Here is a 17,762-nt window from a genome sequence, read left to right on the forward strand (position 1 = left end):
GTCGCATCAACGACCGGGTTCGAGCCGCCCGCCCCGCACCACGTGGAAGTCGTACGCGGACTCGGCGTGCAGCCCGTCGTCGAGGCCATCGGCTTCGTGCTGCGGATCGGCCCGCAGCCCGATCGTCGCCTTGAGCGCCAGGCCGATGAGCAGCGTGACCACCATCGCGTAACCGAGCACCACGACCACGGCGACGGCCTGCCGCCACAGCTGGTCGAGGCCGCCGCCGTACAGCAGGCCGTCGCGCCCGGCCGGGGCCGCAGCACTGCCGACCAGGCCGATCATGAGGGTGCCGACGACGCCGCTGACCAGGTGCACGCCCACCACATCGAGGGAGTCGTCGTAGCGCCAGCGGTACTTGAGCTCGATCGCGTACGAGCTGATCGCGCCCGCCGCGGCTCCCACGGCGAGCGCTCCGATCGGCGTCACCGCCGAGCAGGAGGGGGTGATCGCGACCAGTCCCGCGACGACGCCGGACGCCGCACCGAACGAGGTCGGCTTGCCGTGCCGGACCTTCTCGACCACGAGCCATGCGACCATCGAGATCGCGCCCGCCCCGAGCGTGTTCGCCGTGATCAGGGCTGCCGAGCCGTTCGCGGCCAGCGTCGAGCCGGCGTTGAAACCGAACCAGCCGAACCACAGCAGTCCCGCCCCGAGCATCACGAAGGGCAAGTTGTGCGGGCGCATCGGATCCCGCGGCCAGCCCGCGCGGCGCCCGAGGAGCAGTGCCATGACCAGCGCGGACGCCCCCGAGTTGATCTCCACCGCCGTGCCGCCGGCGAAGTCGATCGCCCGCAGGTGCTCGGTGATCCAGCCGCCGTGCGCCGCCGTCAGCCCCGGCGTCGAGAACACCCAGTGCGCGACCGGGAAGTACACCAGCGTGGCCCACAACGCCGCGAAGGCCAGCCAGGAGACGAACCGCATCCGGTCCGCGACCGCACCCGCGATCAGGGCGACGGTGACCATGGCGAAGCCCGCCTGGAACGCCACGAAGAGCAGCGCGGGCACGTGGCCGACCAGCGGCGTCGCGCCCGAGTCCGAGCCGTCCGCGCCGAACGCCCCGAGGAGCCCGCGCAGGCCCGCGAAGGTCGTGGGATCCCCGACGACTCCCCCACGATCGGGCCCGAAGGTCATCGAGTAGCCGAAGGCCACCCACAACAGCCACACCACGGGGATCGCGGTGAGGCACATCATCATCATGTTGAGCACGCTCTTGCTGCGCACCATGCCGCCGTAGAACAGGGCCAGGCCCGGGGTCATCAGCAGGACGAGAGCGAATGCGGCGAGCAGCCAGGCGGTGTCTGCACCATCGACTGGACCGGTGGTCGGGAACATCGCCGAAGTGTATCGACTAGACGGCGGACGCCTCCGCCAAGACCGCACGAATCCCCTTGCAGGCGTCCAGAACCGGGCGAATACCGGGCGAATCGGCCATACCGCACACCGGAGTGACGACCGCCTGGGCGAGCGCGCGCCGCGGGAGTCCGATCTCGTCGTACATCCGGATCGCCGGCGCCGCGAGATCGGCCGGCGACCTGCGCCCGGGCACCGTCGGGGCCAGTCCGAGGCCGACCACGGGTCGTGATTCGACGAACTCTCCGAGGCCCTCGTAGTCGGGAACCGCCAAGCGGGTGGCGTCGACCAGCGCACCGTCGACGGGGACGCGGCGCACCACATCCCACTCGATCCGTCCACACAGGTGCAGCAGGACGGGTGCATCGACGGCGTCGATCACGGACGCGAGCAGCTCAGCGGCCTCGGGCGCCGGGACGGCGCGGATCGGGTCCAGCTTGGTCAGCGCGGGCACGGTCCCGTGCACGACGGACCACATCGACGGCTCGTCGAGCTGCAGCACCACGTCGGCGCCGAGTCGCCGGCGCAGGTCGGCGACGTGCCGCACCAGTCCCTCCGCGAGGGAAGCGGCGATGTCGCGCATCGCCCCGCGATCGCGGGCCGCACGGTGACCGTTCGGCAACTCCACCGCGGCCGCGAGCGTCAGCGGCCCGGCGACCTGTGTCTTCACCAGGCCTCCGCCGCGGCGCCGGGCGACCTCGTAGGCCTCCTCGAAGGCGTCGAGATCGCGCTCGAGATGGTCGCCGACGAGCCGTGCGACCCGCCCGCCCGGCACGCCGATGCGGTAACCGGTGGACGAGACGTCCACGCCGATGTCCACGAGGAGCCCGGCGGCGCGGCCGATCATGTCGGCGCCCAGGCCGCGGTTCGGCAGTTCGGGCAGGAAGGGCACCTCGAGCTCGCCGACGACGGTGGCCGCCGCTTCGCGCGGGTCGGTGCCGGGCACCGAGCCGATCCCCGTCACCCCGCCGATCAGCGGCGCGAGCGTCTCAGGCATCGACACCGGGCTCGCTCGCTGCGGTCCCCGAGCCCACCACTGCCGACGCGGTCGAGCGGATCGTGCCCGAGCCGAGCACCAGGTCGCCCAGCTCGGCGTCCGGCGCATACAGCACCGCCGCTTGGCCGGGCGCGACGCCGCGGAGCGGCTCGTGCAGGTCCAGGACCAGCAGATCGCCGACGGCGCGCGCCGTCACCGGGGCGAGGCCGCCGTGGGCGCGCACCTGGACCATCGCGTCGACGGGCCCGTCCGGCGCGGCACCGGAGGTCCAGACCGCACCGTCGGCCACGATCCGCGTGACGTCGAGCTGGTCACCGCTGCCGACCCGGACCTCGCCGGTCTCCGCGTCGATGGAGGTCACATATCGCGGGGCACCGTCGGGCCCCGGGCCCGGCAGGCCCAGGCCCTTGCGCTGACCGATGGTGAACTCGTGCACGCCGGCGTGCTCGCCGAGTCGCTCGCCGGTGGCGGCGTCGACGACGGCGCCGGGCCGTACGCCAATGCGGGCGCCAAGGAAGGCCTGGGTATCGCCCGACGGGATGAAGCAGATGTCGTGACTGTCCGGCTTATCGGCGACGGCGAGGCCGCGGCGCGCGGCCTCATCGCGGATCTGCGGCTTCGGGGTGTCGCCCACCGGGAACAGGGCGCGGCCCAGCTGCTCGGCCGTGAGCACCGCGAGCACGTAGGACTGATCCTTGTCGACGTCGACGGCGCGGCGCAGCTCACCGTCGGACAGGCGCGCGTAGTGGCCCGTCGCGACGGCGTCGAAGCCCAGGGCGTAGGCCCGCTCGGCGAGCGCGGAGAACTTGATCTTCTCGTTGCAGCGCAGGCACGGGTTCGGGGTCTCCCCCGCCGCGTAGGCCGCGACGAAATCGTCGATCACGTCCTCGCGGAAGCGCTCCGCGAAGTCCCACACGTAGAACGGGATGCCGAGGACGTCCGCGGCGCGACGGGCATCCCCCGCGTCCTCCTTGGAGCAGCAGCCGCGTGAGCCCGTGCGCAGGGTGCCCGGCGCCTCGGACAGCGCGAGGTGCACGCCCACGACGTCGTGCCCGGCCTCGACAGCCCGCGCAGCCGCGACGGCGGAATCGACGCCGCCGCTCATCGCGGCCAGGACGCGCATCAGCGGACCCCGCTGGAGGCGAGGCCCGCGGCGCGGGCGCGATCGACGACCTGGCCCAGCGCGTCGAGCACCGCGTCGATATCGGACTCTGTGGTCTCGGGCCCGAAGGAGAAGCGCAGCGAGCCGCGGGCCGTCGCCGGATCGGCGCCCATGGCCTCGAGGACGTGGCTCACCCGGGCGACTCCGGCGCTGCACGCCGAGCCGGTGGCGCATTCGATGCCGCGGGCGTCGAGCAGCATGAGCAGCGAGTCGCCCTCACAGCCCGCGAAGGAGACGTGCGCGATGCCCGGGAGCGCGGGGATCCCGTGCGCCGCGCCGCCGTTGGCGATCGCACCCTCCAGGCCGCGCACGCCCGCGAGCAGCCGGTCGCGCAGCGCGGCACGGCGCGGCGACTCCTCGTCCATGCGCGCGACCGCAACGGACAGCGCGGCGGCCATCCCGGCCGCACCGGCCACGTTGGGGGTCCCCGAACGCAGGTCTCGCTCGTGGCCACCGCCGTGCGAGAGCGGCACACAGGCGACGGTCCGGCCGATGAGCATGGTGCCCACGCCCTGCGGCCCGCCGAACTTGTGCGCGGCGTTGGTGAGCACGGCGAGGCCGCTGGCGTCGAAGTCGATGGGCACGTGCCCGGCGGCCTGGGTGGCATCGGAGTGCATCGGAACACCGTCCCGGGCGCACTCCGCGGCCAGTTCGGCGATCGGCTGCAGCGTGCCCACCTCGTTGTTCGCCCACATCACGCTGACCAGCGCGACGGTCCCGGAGGCCTCGTCGAGGGCCGCACGCAGGTCTGCGGGGTCGACCAGACCGCGATGGTCGACGGGGAGCAAGACGACGCGCGCACCCTCGTGCTCGCCGAGCCACTCGACGGCGTCGAGGACGGCGTGGTGCTCGATCGACGAGACGATCACCGTGACGGCGGCCGGGTTCTCTGCGCGCCGGGCCCAGTACAGGCCCTTCACGGCGAGGTTGACGGCTTCGGTCCCGCCGCCGGTGAAGACGACCTCGGAGGGACGGGCGCCCAGTTCCCGGGCGATCGACTCGCGGGACTCCTCGAGGATCCGGCGCGCCCTGCGGCCGGATCCGTGCTGCGAGGAGGCATTGCCCGGGCGCGCGGCGGCCTGGGCCATCGCCGCCAGCGCCTCGGGCACCATGGGGGTGTCCGCGGCGTGGTCGAGGTAGACGGGGTTCTCGCGGTCGGGAGTCATCGCAGCCCCAGAATACGCGCACCGCTATCGGCGGACGTACTCCTGACCGAGTGCTCAGGCAGCGAGCGGCAGCCACACGACCGGCGCGAGGAACTCCGCGTCCGCGAACACCGAGGCCTCGGCCCGCGCGGCGAGCGCGCCGCGGCCGGCCGCCGCCCACGCTCCCGCCGGGATCACCTCGATCGCGTGCACGCGCACCGCGACACCGCGAGCACCGATCACGCGCGACAGGGTGGCGATCTCGGTGTCGGGCCCGACGTACGCGGCGACCGCGCTCTGCCGCGCGCCCCGCGCGGGGCCGGGCAGTCGCATCGAGTACCGCAGGGAGACGGGCACGACGTCGGCCCCTGCGTCGATCGCGGCCTGGAAGAAGGCCGGGCGGAAGTCACCGCGGTGGAACCCGCAGTAGGTGGTGCCCTCCGGGAAGAGCGCGACCGTCCGTCCTCGTCGGAGCAGCTCCGAGACCTGCTCGACGGTCCGCGGCAGCTCGCTGAGCCGCTCGCGGCGCAGGGGGATCGCACCGAAGGCCCGCATGATCACCGCGACCGGGCGGACGTCGAAGATGTCCGCCTTGGCCACGAAGGCGGCCGGCGCGATCGAGGCGATGGCGACGATGTCGAGCAGCGACTGGTGGTTCGCCACCACCAGCGAGCGCAGCGGCACATTGCCCACGGGTTCCACCCGCATGCCCAGCGACCACAGGAAGCCACGGGCTCCGCCGCGGATCACGACGCGCCGCGCGGTGGCGCCGCAGGGGTACGCGATCGCGAGGGCGAGGAGCCCCAGGACCAGGACGGTCAGGAGCGCGATCCAGCGCACGGCGCGCAGCCAGGCCGCGGTCTCCTGCGGCTCGTCGGCGGAGCAGGCACCGTCGCACGGCGAGACCTGCTGCCAGGGATGCCGGGGCAGTTCCGCGACGGGGATCATGGCTTAGAGGCTCCCCGCCGCCTGCTGCAGACGTTCGAGATAGCGCACGTTGAACCGCGTGCGGTCGATGATCATCGGGAAGTCGGCCACGTCGAAGACCGGGTCGAAGCTCGGCGCACCGAGGATCTCGGCGTTCATCCGCAGGTAGCCGGTGACGAGCGGCGGAAAGGTCCGGCGGGAGGCCGGCTCGGCGGTGATCTCCTCGACCTCGTTGTGCGGCGTCACGACCCACTGCGAGCGGTGCTTGGCATCGACCAGCTCGCGGACCGCGCGGACCGTCGCGCCGCGGCCGTAGCCCTCGTACTGCATCGGGACGCTGACGGCGCCCATCGCGTACCGGATGCCGCGCAGATCGCTGTAGGCGAGCAGGCCCGCCCACATCAGGCACAGCACGCCACCGGTCCGATGATCGGCGCGAACGCAGGCCCGGCCCATCTCGAGCGTCTCGGGGCGAATGTGGTCGAGAGCGCCGAGGTCGAACTCGGTGGCGAGATACAGTCCGCCGGCGGCGATCGCGCCGGGCGGCGGCAGGATCCGGTAGCAACCCACGATCGCATCGCTCGGCTTGTGCCGGATGACGAGGTGGTCGCAGAACTGGTCGAAGTGGTCGGCGTCGCGGCCGTCGACGACCCCGGCCATCGAGGCCTCGAACCCCGGCTCGGTGCCGAAGACCTCGTAGCGCAACCGCTGCACCGTGTCGATGTCGTCCGCTCGGGTGGTGAGTACGACCTCGTACTCGGCACCGTCGATCAGCGTCTCTGAGGCCGGGCTCCGGCCGATGACCAGTGTTGCCATGCGCTCACAGTGGGCGCGCCAGACGACCGGACGGTGAACCGCGACCGCGCGGGTCGGTGAACCCTTCCCCAACGACGGTGAATAGCGGGCGAAGCGACGGTGTTACAGCGCGGGGCGGGGGATGTTCGGCGGCATCGACGCGACGTACTCGGCGGCCTCGGCGAACTGCAACGAGTCGATCGCGCCCCCGAGGGGCAGCTCGGGCTCGACCGGCTCGATCACCCGCTCGGCGGCCAGCAGATCGGCGACGGTGCCGTGCTCGGCCACCGCCCGCAGCTGGGACCAGGTGGGCGGGAGGAGGAAGCACCGTCCGGCGGACCAGTCCGCGAGCGCCTGCGCCGCGGTGCGCCAGCCCGCCTCCTCGACCTCGCTCGTCCGGTCGTCCGCCTGCTGACCGTCGGGCAGGGCCGCGAGGAAGAAACGGGTGTCGTACCGGCGCTTCTCGTTCTTCGGGGTGATCCAGTGCGCGAGCGGGCGCAGTAGGTCCGCGCGGAGGACGAGGTTCTCCGCGCGGAGGAACTGGGCGAGTGAGAGTTCCTTGGCCTCGAGCCGCCGCCGGGCCGGCGCGAGGGCGTCGACGTCGGGAGCGCCGCCGTCGGCGCCGGAGACGAGCAGAACGCCGCACTCCTCGAAGGTCTCGCGCACCGCCGCGCACACCAGCTGGCGGGCGTCGCGCTCGGTGGCGCCGAACCGGTCCGCCCACCAGGGTGCCTCCGGGCCGCGCCACGCGAGGTCCGCCCCGCCGTCGCGGGGGTCCACGCCGCCCCCAGGGAAGACGGTCATGCCTCCGGCGAAGGCCATCTGCTGCACGCGGCGCTGCAGGAAGACCTCGATGCCGTCCGCGCCGTCGCGCACCAGCACGACGGTGGCCGCGTCCTTGGGCACCGGGGGCGCCACGGGAGATTCGGTGTTCGAAGACATTCGCTCACCGTATCGGACCCGCCGTCGCCGATGTCCGGTTCGGCCGCGTCCGCGACACCGCGGATTCAGGCCAGACCGAGCGCGCGCCCCACGAGGGCCGCTCCGTCCTCGACGTCGCGCACCAGATCCGTGAGAGCCGCCCGTGTGGCCTCGTCCAACGGGGCCGCCGCCGCGGCGCTCGTCAGCGACCGGACGGCGTACCGCAGAGGGCGTTCGAATCCACCGCCGTCGCGGTCCGACGAGCGCGGAGCAGGCGCGGCGGGTGCCCCCGGGTCGATCTCGGCGGCAAGGGCCTGCGCCCGCGCCGTCAGCGATCCCGCGAGTTGACCGACGGTGCACTCCCCCGCCGGCGCTGCGAGGTCGGCCTCCGCGGCTTCGGACAGGAACGCGGCGAACTCCTCCGTCGCGCGATGCAGATCCGCTGTGTCCATGACGCCTCCCAGTAGGTTCGGTGATGACGGTGCAAGCTCTACCGTGCACCACGGTAGAGCATTTTCGTGCACCGCGGTATACGATATGGAGCCGTCATGTCACCGGAGGAGCGCGCGAACGCCCCCGACCTGGCCGAATCGGTGGGCATCCTGGGGCGCCGCCTCCTCACCATCGAGGAGCCGATCCTGCGCGAGGCCGGGGTGTCGATGTGGGAGTACGCGATCCTGACCACCCTGCTGCGCGGCGGCGCGACGTCACAGGTCGAACTGTCGCGGCGCACGGGCCGGGACACGACGCGGCTCGGCAAGCACCTCGCGGAGCTGGAGGCGCGCGGCCTGGTCGCCCGGGAACAGGACGACGACGCGCGCCGGCGGATCGTCTCCGCCACCGACGACGGCGCCGGGGTCGTTCTGAGCACGAAGGAAGCGATCCGGGTCGCGGAGGACGCACTCCTCGCGTCCCGGCTCTCCGACGACGAGTCGGCGACGCTGCGCCGTCTCCTCGCCCGGCTGTTGCCCGAGTAGACGCCGATCGCGCCGCCTCGCCGCTACGTCGGCGGCGGTGCGAACGTGCGCAGGCGCCGAATGAGCCCGGTCAGCCGCTCGACGGTGGCGTTGTCCGGGTCCGTCAGGCGCAGACACAGCAGCTCGCGCGCGGTCGCGTGCACCACACGCGCCAGATACTCGGGATCCTCGACCCCCGGGAAGGTCGCGCGCAGGCTGAGCTCCATGAACGCCACCACGGCGTCCCGGGATTCGGCGAGGCGCTCGTGCAACGCGGGCGGCGCGCCCTCCGGGGGCAAGAGGAAGAGCCTCCAGCCCTCCGGATTCTCGTCGAGGGCGCGCACCGCGCCTTCGAAGGCCGAGACGAAGGGATCGTTGCCGGAATCGGGTGCCACCTCGGCGACCGCGCGCAGGTACTGCTCGCCGATGCGGTCCGCCTCGCGGTCGATCAGAGCAACGAACAGCCCCGCGAGATCGCCGAACTGTTGATAGAGCACCGTGCGCGTGACGCCGGAGGCCTCGGCGATGCGCTTGGGAGTCGCCGCGTGAAAACCCTCGGCTGCCACGATGGCGTGCGCGACGTCGAGGATCTGTTCGCGCCGCTCGGTGGCGCTCATACGCGTTCGGGTCATTGCCCTTGACAGGGTAACTTACACCCTGTCATCGTCGTACTTACAGACTGAAAGTCAGGAGCGGTGATGACGCAGCACTACCCGGAGCTCGCGGAACGTGTTCGCGCCCAGGCGGCCCTGCAACCCGACCTGTACGGCGCCGTCGACTTCGACCGGGCGCCGTTCCGGCACACGACCGACCCCGACGTCCGATCGTCCCTCCAGCCCGGATTCGGTCGCCGTGCAGCCACCCTCGACGACGAGCGCACCGTCGAGCTCATCGCGACCACGACGCTGTTGGGCGATGTCGTGGCCGACCCGTACGCCGCGCTCGAACCGCGCTACGGCACTAAGACGCTGGTGGGGATGTTGCGCCGCGCCTGCCGCGAGGGCGTCGAGGCCGTCCCGGACGCACCCGAGGAGTTGCGCGCCTTCCTCGCCGCGATGGAGGACACCCCGGACTGGGTCGACATGGCCATGGTCGAGAAGGGCGCCAGGCTCGCGCGCGTCGGTTCCGCACTCACGGCGCCGTTCATCACCCGCGGGGTGTTCCTCGCGACCTTCCTCAACACGTACGCGGCGCTGCCGATGGCGCTCACCGGCGCATTGTCGGGAACGCGCGCCGCGCGCCGGATCAACGAGACCGCCAACTTCTTCGCGGTGACCACGCTCCCCGGCGCCCTGGAGCGGTTCCGCGAGGGCTTCGAGGCCGCCGCGATGGTGCGCCTCATGCACTCGATGGTCCGGTTCCACGCGCTGACGCGGCCCGGCGCCTGGGATCGCGAGACCTACGGCATCCCCATCCCCCAGGTCGACCAGATGCCGGCCGGCACCATCGGCAGCTACCTCCTCGCGATCCGCGCGCGACGGGAGAAGCGGGACTTCGACGCCCACGAACGCGCGATCGTCGAGTTCAACCGCTACCGCTGCTTCCTCCTCGGCCTGCCCGAGGAACTGCTACCGACCACACCGCAGGGCATCATCGCGGTCTTCAACGGCCGGGCGGCCCTCCTCCGCGACGATTTCGACGACGAGACCTGCGGCGCGCTCGTCCGCTCCTCCATGGAGGCCTACCTGCGCCCCGAACGCGGCCCGTTCGACGAGGCCGCGAGCAGGGTGGAGAAGGCCTGGAGCAAGACCTCGTTCGCGATCGCCTTCTGCGACGGCAGACCGTCGAACGCCGCCCGCATGGGCGTGGACTTCACCCCGGTCGACGTGGCCCTGGTCGCGCTCACCGCGCCGTTCATCGGCGGGCGGACCATCGCGGCCGAGATCGGAGCCCGCATCCCGTTCGTGCGCGACGGCGTCGACCTGTACCTGACGCGACTCATCCATCAGCGCCTCGCCACCTACGGACATCCCGAGTTCGTCTCCGACGGCGCCGACTACGCCCGGACCTGACGAGCCCGAGCTATCCGGCTACGCACGGGAACGCAGGCCGTGAGGAGCGCGGCAGTGCCGTAGGCCGTCGCCATCGAACCGGCGAGCACCGCGGCGGCGCGCGGCAGCAGAGTCCGGGAAGACCGGCGGACTCCGGCGTCCCCGAGCCGGTGCGACACCCAGAACCAGAAGGGCAGGACGGCGACCGGCACGGTCGCGACGCCGGGCGAATAGCCCCGCACCGCTAACGAAACGGCCACATGCGTGAATCCGTGCAGGCCGTAGGCGAGCAGTGCCGCCTGATAGGTCGCCGACCTCCCTCCGGTCCGCACGCCGTCCACTGCTGCCGCACCGACCACGACACCCATGACACCGATCGCAGTGCGCGCCAGCCCGTCCGAGACCGGAAGACCGTGTTCCCGTGCCCACGGCCCGATCATGAACCACTCTTCGGCGTCGTGTGCCGCCCACGCGACGAACAGCCCCGCGGTGGCGGCCGCAGGCACTCCATTACGTTCCGTCATGTAACGAAACTATACTGTGATGGTGCCCCCGTCCACCCCCGGAAGACCGCGTAGCGCCGCCGCCGAACGCGCCATCGTCGATGCCGTGCTGGCGGAACTCGAAGCCGTCGGCTACCAGGGCCTCACGATCGAGTCCGTCGCGCGTCGCGCGGGCGTGGGCCGTCCCACCGTCTACCGCCGGTGGCCGGACCGGGATGCGCTGGTGGTCGGCGCCCTGACTGCGACGGTGCCTCCCCTGACGGCACCGTCGACCGACGACCCGGTCGCCGATCTGCGAGCACTGGTGACCGGGTTCGTCGGCGGGATCGCGCGATCCCCCGCCGCGCGGACCGTGCTCGCGGTGCACGCGACCGGGGCCCACCGCCCCGACCTCCGCGCCGCTCTCCACGAGCACTACCTCGCGCCGCGCGCCGAAGCGCTCGCGGAGACGATCGCCCGTGCCCGGGACGCAGGGGCGATCCGCTCGAACCTGACCGATGAGCAGGTGCGTGACCTGCTCATCGGCCCTGCCGTCTACCGGTGGCTCATGGTGGGCGAGGTGCCCGACGCGGCCGAACTCGACGGTCTGCTCGACCTCGCGCTCACCGCCCTGTCATGACGCCTGTGCGTCACGGACGGCGCGTTCGATGCGCTCGCCGATCTCCGCGTCGATCCGCTTCCAGTACTCGAAGGCTCGCTCCAGCACGGGCTCGCTGACCCCGTCGAGGAGATGGCCGGAGACGTTCGACACCAGGCGATCCCGCTGCGCGTCGTCGAGGACCTCGCGCACCAGCGTTCCCGGCTGTGACCAGTCGTCGTCCTCGCGGTGCGCCACGTACGCGGCGCGCACGATCTCGCCCTGCGCGGCCCACTGCGGCTCCGGCTGCCCCGGGTAGTCGGCGGCCGGGCCGCCCTTCGAGTTGGGCGCGTAGACGGGGTCACGGACCGGATCGATCCGCATCGCCCCGTCCTTGGAGTAGCTGCGCACCTCGTTGCGCGGACGGTTCACGGGGATCTGCTTGTAGTTCGCACCGAGCCGGGCGCGGTGCGCGTCCGCGTAGGCGAAGACGCGGCCGAGCAGCATCCGATCCGGACTCAGACCGATACCCGGTACCAGGTTGCTGGGCTCGAAGGCCGCCTGCTCGATCTGGGCGTGGTTGTCGGTCGGGTTGGTGTGCAGCGTCATCCGTCCCACCTCGCGCAGCGGGTAGTCGGCGTGCGGCCAGACCTTGGTGAGGTCGAAGGGGTTGAACCGGTAGTCGGCCGCGTCGTCGAAGGGCATCAACTGCACCTTCAACGTCCAGCTCGGGTGTTCGCCGCGCGCGATCGCATCGAAGAGGTCGCGCACGTGGACGTCGCCGTCGGCGCCCGCGAGGCGGTCCGCCTCCTCCTGTGTCAGCGTTTCGACGCCCTGATCGGAGATGAAGTGGTACTTCACCCAGTGCTTGACGCCCTCCGCGTTCACCCACAGATAGGTGTGCGAGCCGTAGCCGTTCATGTGCCGCCACGACTTCGGGATCCCGCGATCGCCCATGAGCCAGGTGACCTGGTGCGCGGACTCGGGCGACAACGTCCAGAAATCCCACTGCATATCGTGATCGCGCAGATTGTTGTCGGCGCGCCGCTTCTGCGAGCGGATGAAGTGCTGGAACTTGAGCGGATCCTTGATGAAGAACACCGGGGTGTTGTTCCCGACCAGGTCGTACACCCCCTCGGTGGTGTAGAACTTCAGCGCGAAACCGCGGGGGTCGCGCCAGGTGTCGGGGCTTCCCCGCTCCCCCGCCACCGTCGAGAAGCGCGCCACCATCTCCGTTTTCGTCTCCGGGGCGAAGACGGCCGCGCAGGTGAAGTCCGTGACGTCGGCCGTGGTCTCGAAGGTCCCGAACGCGCCGCTGCCCTTGGCGTGGGGCTGGCGTTCGGGGATCCGCTCACGGTTGAACTGAGCCATCTGCTCGATCAGGTAGTGATCGTGCAGGACGATGGGACCGGAGGCGCCGACCGTGAGCGAGTGTTCGTCGCTCCCGGCCGGCGCTCCGGAGTCGGACGTGGTGTAGTTGGGGTTCTGGGACAAGGTACGGCACCTCCGCGTATCTGATTGTCGTTCAGGGCTGTTCACACCCGTCGGGCTGAGCGGCGGGCGGAAACGCGGTCCGTTCCCACCGTACCCGCGTTCGGCCGGCGGCGCCGGGAACGTCAGGACCGGGACTCGAGATGCCCCGGTAGGCGCCGCATGACCTCCTCCAGCGGCCCCGTCGATCGGCGCCGGAACCACGCCGTTGCGAAGACGAAGGCGCCCGCCGTGAAGGCGAGCCACATCGCCGTGCCGCGCCAGTCCGTCTCGAGCCATGCCTGTTGGCGCGAGTCCTGCACCGTGTGCAGCAGCACGAAGACCGCCACGATGTGAAGGCAGTACAGCGACAGCGACATCCGACCGACCCGCGCCACCGGGGCGAGCAGGCGCGGGGCGCGCGCACCCAGGAGCAGGCAGGCGCCGATCAGCACGAGCGCGAACCCGATGTTGCCGATGACCTCGAGCTGCGTACCGGAGTGCGGCTGCGCACCGACGAACCGGTAGGCATCGCTCCACACCCAGCCCCAGGCGCTGCGCTCGGCGTCACCCGCCGCCTGCCGGCCCGCCGCGGTGATCACACCGCCGAAACCGTCGAAGACCGTTCCGGTGGCGGACGAGAGTGCCCAGGCCATCGGGTATGCGAGCATCAGTGCGGTGCCGGCGCCGATCAGGCGGGCGGCGGTCGCACGACGGTCGAGCGCGAGACGCCCCACCGCGATGCCGGCGATGAGATAGGCGATCCAGATCAGCACCGGGTAGTTACCGGTGGCGATGAGCTTCGCGAACTCGGTGTCAGGATCCCCGAACCGGGTGATCAGCGCGATCGCTCCGGCGTTCACGAGCGGACCGAGGAGCGCCGCGCTCGCGGCCGTCGCGACGAGGGCCCGGTCGCTCAGTGCGAACAGCGGGAGCGCGAGCCAGAACAGGACGGCGTAGGTCGCGAGGATGATCGAGATGTGCACGCCGAGGGTGACCAGCACTCCGCCGACGAAGAATAGGAAGACGCCGCGGTAGACGATCTCCCGGCGTCGGGCCGCCACGGCGTCACCGGTGCGGCCGCGGGTCATCAATCCGAGCCCGAGGCCAGAGAGCAGGACGAAGAGCGCGGATGATCGTCCGACGACGATGCCGTCCCACGTGGACGGATCGAGGAGGACGAACTCCTGTTTGCGCCCGACGTGCGCGTAGAACATGCCGATCACGGCGAGCGCGCGGGCGAGATCGAGTCCGATCATCCGAGCCGCAGGCCGACGGTTCACCGGCGACGGGCCAGCGACGGCAGGACTCGCCGCATCGGGAGCGAGCGTGGTGGTACTGGTGGTCATGGTCATCGACCTTCCTGCGGACGCGGATCGCGTGCCCGCACGGGGTTCCGTAGGGGTGTAGGAGGTCTCGGCTCAGTGGCCGCCGTGCGGCGCCGAGCCGAATGAGGCGGGCGCAGGCGCTCCGGGCATCTCCATCCCGGGCATGCCGGCCATGTCGAGGCGGGTGGGCGCAGTCTGGCCCTTGCCCGCCACGACGAACTGGCCCATCATTCCGCGGTCCTCATGGAGCAGCAGGTGGCAGTGGTACATGTAGGGCAGGGTCAGATCGGTGTAGTCCGTGAACCGCATCGCGAGCGCGCAGTGATCGCCGGGCGCGAGGTAGACGGTGTCCTTCCACCCACTCAGCGCCGCGGGTGGCGGTGCGCCGTTGAACGAGGTGATCTGGAACTGCACGTCGTGGACGTGGAAGTTGTGGGGCCAGTTGTCCTTGTTGCGCACCGTCCACACCTCGGTCGTGTCGACGACGGGCGCGAGGTCGATGCGGCTCATGTCCATCCGCTCGCCGTTGATCATGTACCACTGCAGGTCGAAGGTGCGGGTGGCCGGAGACGCGGTCGTGGCCCCCGCTGCGAGCGGCGCGATCCCGGCGAGCGTGCGCGGCACCGGGCCGGCGCCGCTCTCGAGACGATCGGCCCCGACGAGTTCGAGCACGTCCAGGGTGTCGTCCTGCCCGTACGCGCGTGCGGTGTCGCCGGACATCCTGCCGCGCACCGTCGTCGGATACGAGCGGAGCATGACGCGCTCGCCGGCGGCGATCGGTACGACGATCTCGGCGCGCTCCCCCGGGCTGAGCATCAGCCGGGTCAGCGGCACCGGTGCGGCGAGCAGCCCACCGTCGGAGGCGATCATCTCGAACCGCCTTCCGTCGGCGAAGCCGAACTCGAAGCATCGCGCGGACGCGCCGTTGAGCAGCCGCAGCCGCATCCTGCCGCGGCGGGCGAGGAGGCCGGCACCGGCGATGCCGTTGGTGATCACCGTCGGGCCGATCAGACCCGATGTTCCGGCACCGCTCTCGTCGAGCGCACCGTCGGGCGTGAACTTCCGGTCCTGCACCACGACGGGGACGTCGTCGACGCCGTACTCGGACGGCAGGCCGAGAGCGTCCTGCGCGTCGTCGTCGAGCAGGAAGAACCCGGAGAGCCCGCGGTAGACGTGCTTCTCGGTCACGCCGTGCGGGTGCGGGTGGTACCAGAGCGTCGAGGCCCGCTGCCGCACCGTCCATTCCGCCTGCCAGGTGCCGTTCGGCTCGATCATCTGGTGCGGTCCGCCGTCAGCGCGGGCCGGGACGTGCATGCCGTGCCAGTGCACGCTCGTCGCCTCGGCGAGGCGGTTCCGGACGGTGACCGCGACCGCCTCACCGCCCCGGGCGCGCAGGGTCGGGCCGAGGACGTCCCCGTTGAATCCCCATGTGGCACTCCGCCGGCCGGCGATGATCTCCGACGATCCCGCCTGCGCGGTGAGATCGAAGCGCCGCACCCCGTCCGCACCGACCACCGATCGCGCGAGCGGCGGGATCGGCAGCGCGCGCCGGCCGCCGGGAAGCGCGGGCGCGGAGGCCGACGGGCCGGGGCGGCATCCGACGAGGGCGGTGCCCGCGAGCGGTGCGGCGACGAGGGCGGTGAGGAAGGTGCGGCGCGGTGTGCCGGCGACGGCGCGCGGCCGCTCGGTGAGGTCGTTGATCATGGCTTCAACCCTCGTCGGCGGCGGGGCCCCGCGACTCCGCCCTTCGGACGGGGTTTCGGCCGTCCGGACTGGCCGGGAGGGGGTTGACATTCTTTTGCGGAACGGCTAAGCACGCAGGTCACGGCTTTTGGTGGGACCCGACGGTGCCGTACGGTGCTGCCATGTCACGCACCAGCTGGACCGTCGGCGTGCGGGTCGCTCCCCTCGTGGTGGTGCCCGTACTCCTCGCGGTGAGCGTGTACCCCGGGCGCTTCCACGCCTCGCCGGGCTACATCGCCGGATCGATGCTCGCCGCGGTGCTCTTCGCCCTCGGCAGCCGCGCACCGTTCGCGGTCTCGATCGCGTTGTCGGTGCTCTGCGGGTGGTTGCTGTCGGTGGAGGCCTGGGGACCCGCGGGCCTGGTCCCCTACCTCGCGGCGCTCGCCCTCGCCGAGCTCGCCGCCTCGCAACGCCCGCGGTGGCAGATCGTCGCGGCGACCGCGGTGTGGGCGGCCTGTTACATCACGGGATCGGTGCTCGACAACGAGCAGCACACGCTCGTGCGGGTGCTCGCCGAGACGATCAGCTTCGTCGGCCTGCCCGTCGTGGGCGGGCTGTACATGCGGGAGCGGTTCACCCAGGCGGAACGCGAGCGTCGGGAGCTGGAACGTGAAGCGCTGCACGCCCGGCGGGACGAGCGGGCGGCGCTGGCACGGGAACTGCACGACCTGATGGCGCATCACATGTCGGCCATCTCGCTCCGCGTGGGAGTGGCGCGGACCGTCTACGCGGGCATCGATCCCGGGCTCGACGAGGTCCTCTCGGACATCCACGAGACGGCCACGGACTCGCTCGCCGACATCCGCCGGCTGCTGGCCGCGATGCGCGCGCGGGAGCCCGCGGCGGACCGGACGATCGACGACGCCGAGAGCGAGATCCGGCGCGCCGTGGAGCGCACCGTCGACGCCGGTTTCGACGTGGACGCGCGGATCGATCTCGGGGACGCACCGCCCGCCGCGATCGACGCCCTGACTCTGGTGCGGGTCGTGCAGGAGGCCCTCACCAACGTCATGAAGCACGCGCCCCAGGGCGCTCGCGTCTCCGTGGGCGTGCGGCGTGCCGACGGTGCCTGGGAGGCCCGTGTCGCCAGCCCGCTGCCCGCGCACGCGACCCGCGGGCACGGCTACGGCCTCACCGGGATGGCCGAGCGCGCCGAACTGGCGGGCGGCAGCATCACGGCGGGCCCGCAGGGCGACCAGTGGATCGTCACACTGTCCGTTCCGACGCGCGCGGAGTAGCTCAGTCGCGAGTGGCGAAGCGCGCCAACTCGACCCGCGAACCGGCGCCGGTCTTCTGCCGGAGGTTCGCGATGTGCGCCTTCACCGTCGACTCCGCGACGTGCAGCCGGGCGGCGATGGCCGCGTTGCCCAGCCCTTCGGCGACGAGGGAGAGCACGTCGTTCTCCCGGTCCGTGAGCGGCACCGCGGGCTCCTGCACCGTCGGAGCGGCCGACGCGGATCGGGCACGGAGCGCCTCGCCGAGAACGCGGCGCGCGGGCCCCGGCGACATCGGGACCTCCCCGTCGAGTGCGCGACGCAGGTTGTCGAGCAGGGCCTCCGGGGCGATGTCCTTGACCAGGAAGCCGACGGCTCCCGCGGCGAGCGCGGGGTACATGTGCTCGTCGTCGTCGAAGGTGGTGAGCACGACGATGCGTGCGGCCGGATCCGCGGCGATGATCTGCTCGATGCCCCGGACCCCGTCGACACCCGGCATTCGCAGGTCCATGAGCACGACATCGGGCTCGAGCTCGCGGTACGCGCGCGCCGCCTCGTCGCCGTTGGCGGCCTCGCCCGCGACGGTGAAGTCGGGCGCGGCCGTGAGCAGCATGCGCAGTCCGTCGCGGATGAGACGCTGGTCGTCGACGATCAACACGCTGCTCACGGCACGATCCTAG

18 protein-coding genes are annotated in these 17,762 nt (G+C 71.8%); 4 read left to right on the plus strand and 14 right to left on the minus strand.

Features of this window, described 5'->3' with window-relative positions; all coding sequences use genetic code 11:
- Window positions 1–6 precede the first annotated feature (6 nt).
- The 8 genes from FK268_RS02550 to FK268_RS02585 form a co-directional block, all read right to left on the minus strand.
- Entirely contained in the window at window positions 7–1,335 is a 1,329-nt protein-coding gene (locus FK268_RS02550) for an ammonium transporter (RefSeq protein ID WP_146430799.1), read from the minus strand.
- A gap of 16 nt (window positions 1,336–1,351) precedes the next feature.
- Window positions 1,352–2,350 (minus strand): uroporphyrinogen decarboxylase/cobalamine-independent methonine synthase family protein, encoded by a 999-nt coding sequence (locus tag FK268_RS02555; RefSeq protein WP_158636019.1) that lies wholly within the window; start codon window positions 2,348–2,350, stop codon window positions 1,352–1,354.
- Window positions 2,343–3,473 carry a tRNA 2-thiouridine(34) synthase MnmA gene (gene mnmA / locus FK268_RS02560; protein ID WP_146430803.1) on the minus strand — a complete coding sequence of 377 codons (1,131 nt, stop codon included), beginning with the start codon at window positions 3,471–3,473 and terminating at the stop codon, window positions 2,343–2,345. The genes FK268_RS02555 and mnmA overlap by 8 nt, the downstream gene beginning before the upstream one ends.
- On the minus strand, window positions 3,473–4,678 hold the full coding sequence (locus FK268_RS02565; RefSeq protein WP_146430805.1) for a cysteine desulfurase family protein: 1,206 nt from the start codon (window positions 4,676–4,678) through the stop codon (window positions 3,473–3,475). The genes mnmA and FK268_RS02565 overlap by 1 nt, the downstream gene beginning before the upstream one ends.
- Before the next feature lie 54 nt (window positions 4,679–4,732).
- Entirely contained in the window at window positions 4,733–5,605 is an 873-nt protein-coding gene (locus FK268_RS02570; protein ID WP_146430807.1) for a lysophospholipid acyltransferase family protein, read from the minus strand.
- A gap of 3 nt (window positions 5,606–5,608) precedes the next feature.
- On the minus strand, window positions 5,609–6,400 hold the full coding sequence (locus FK268_RS02575) for a GNAT family N-acetyltransferase (protein ID WP_146430809.1): 792 nt from the start codon (window positions 6,398–6,400) through the stop codon (window positions 5,609–5,611).
- A 102-nt stretch (window positions 6,401–6,502) separates the two neighbouring features.
- Complete coding sequence (locus FK268_RS02580; protein ID WP_146430811.1) at window positions 6,503–7,321, minus strand: NUDIX hydrolase; 819 nt, start codon at window positions 7,319–7,321, stop codon at window positions 6,503–6,505.
- Between the two features lie 65 nt (window positions 7,322–7,386).
- Window positions 7,387–7,752: a hypothetical protein gene (locus FK268_RS02585; RefSeq protein ID WP_146430813.1), complete on the minus strand. Its 366-nt coding sequence runs from the start codon at window positions 7,750–7,752 to the stop codon at window positions 7,387–7,389.
- A 96-nt stretch (window positions 7,753–7,848) separates the two neighbouring features.
- On the opposite strand from FK268_RS02585, the gene FK268_RS02590 reads away from it, so the two are divergent.
- Window positions 7,849–8,277 carry a MarR family winged helix-turn-helix transcriptional regulator gene (locus FK268_RS02590; protein ID WP_146430814.1) on the plus strand — a complete coding sequence of 143 codons (429 nt, stop codon included), beginning with the start codon at window positions 7,849–7,851 and terminating at the stop codon, window positions 8,275–8,277.
- 23 nt (window positions 8,278–8,300) lie between these two features.
- Here FK268_RS02590 and FK268_RS02595 read toward each other — a convergent pair whose 3' ends face one another.
- A complete protein-coding gene (locus FK268_RS02595) occupies window positions 8,301–8,888 on the minus strand; it encodes a TetR/AcrR family transcriptional regulator (RefSeq protein WP_231706883.1) in 588 nt (195 codons plus the stop codon).
- A gap of 66 nt (window positions 8,889–8,954) precedes the next feature.
- Here FK268_RS02595 and FK268_RS02600 point away from each other — a divergent pair, with 66 nt between their 5' ends.
- Window positions 8,955–10,268 carry an oxygenase MpaB family protein gene (locus FK268_RS02600; RefSeq protein WP_146430816.1) on the plus strand — a complete coding sequence of 438 codons (1,314 nt, stop codon included), beginning with the start codon at window positions 8,955–8,957 and terminating at the stop codon, window positions 10,266–10,268.
- Here FK268_RS02600 and FK268_RS02605 read toward each other — a convergent pair.
- Window positions 10,253–10,771 (minus strand): HXXEE domain-containing protein, encoded by a 519-nt coding sequence (locus FK268_RS02605; protein WP_146430818.1) that lies wholly within the window; start codon window positions 10,769–10,771, stop codon window positions 10,253–10,255. The two genes, FK268_RS02600 and FK268_RS02605, sit on opposite strands and share 16 nt — an antisense overlap.
- Window positions 10,772–10,793: 22 nt before the next feature.
- On the opposite strand from FK268_RS02605, the gene FK268_RS02610 reads away from it, so the two are divergent.
- Window positions 10,794–11,369: a TetR/AcrR family transcriptional regulator gene (locus FK268_RS02610; RefSeq protein WP_158636020.1), complete on the plus strand. Its 576-nt coding sequence runs from the start codon at window positions 10,794–10,796 to the stop codon at window positions 11,367–11,369.
- Here FK268_RS02610 and FK268_RS02615 read toward each other — a convergent pair.
- The 3 genes from FK268_RS02615 to FK268_RS02625 all read right to left on the minus strand — a co-directional run bounded on the left by FK268_RS02615 (window position 11,364) and on the right by FK268_RS02625 (window position 15,829).
- A complete protein-coding gene (locus tag FK268_RS02615; protein ID WP_146430822.1) occupies window positions 11,364–12,821 on the minus strand; it encodes a catalase in 1,458 nt (485 codons plus the stop codon). The two genes, FK268_RS02610 and FK268_RS02615, sit on opposite strands and share 6 nt — an antisense overlap.
- A 122-nt stretch (window positions 12,822–12,943) precedes the next feature.
- Window positions 12,944–14,146: a DUF418 domain-containing protein gene (locus FK268_RS02620; protein ID WP_158636021.1), complete on the minus strand. Its 1,203-nt coding sequence runs from the start codon at window positions 14,144–14,146 to the stop codon at window positions 12,944–12,946.
- 72 nt (window positions 14,147–14,218) lie between these two features.
- A complete protein-coding gene (locus tag FK268_RS02625) occupies window positions 14,219–15,829 on the minus strand; it encodes a multicopper oxidase family protein (RefSeq protein WP_146430826.1) in 1,611 nt (536 codons plus the stop codon).
- Window positions 15,830–15,990: 161 nt separating this feature from the next.
- On the opposite strand from FK268_RS02625, the gene FK268_RS02630 reads away from it, so the two are divergent.
- Window positions 15,991–17,106, plus strand: coding sequence for a sensor histidine kinase (locus FK268_RS02630; protein ID WP_146430828.1), 1,116 nt, complete (start codon window positions 15,991–15,993; stop codon window positions 17,104–17,106).
- A gap of 1 nt (window position 17,107) precedes the next feature.
- Here FK268_RS02630 and FK268_RS02635 read toward each other — a convergent pair whose 3' ends face one another.
- Window positions 17,108–17,749: a response regulator gene (locus tag FK268_RS02635; RefSeq protein WP_146430830.1), complete on the minus strand. Its 642-nt coding sequence runs from the start codon at window positions 17,747–17,749 to the stop codon at window positions 17,108–17,110.
- Window positions 17,750–17,762: the final 13 nt, after the last annotated feature.

This window comes from Tsukamurella sputi (assembly GCF_007858445.1).
Classification (GTDB): domain Bacteria; phylum Actinomycetota; class Actinomycetes; order Mycobacteriales; family Mycobacteriaceae; genus Tsukamurella; species Tsukamurella sputi.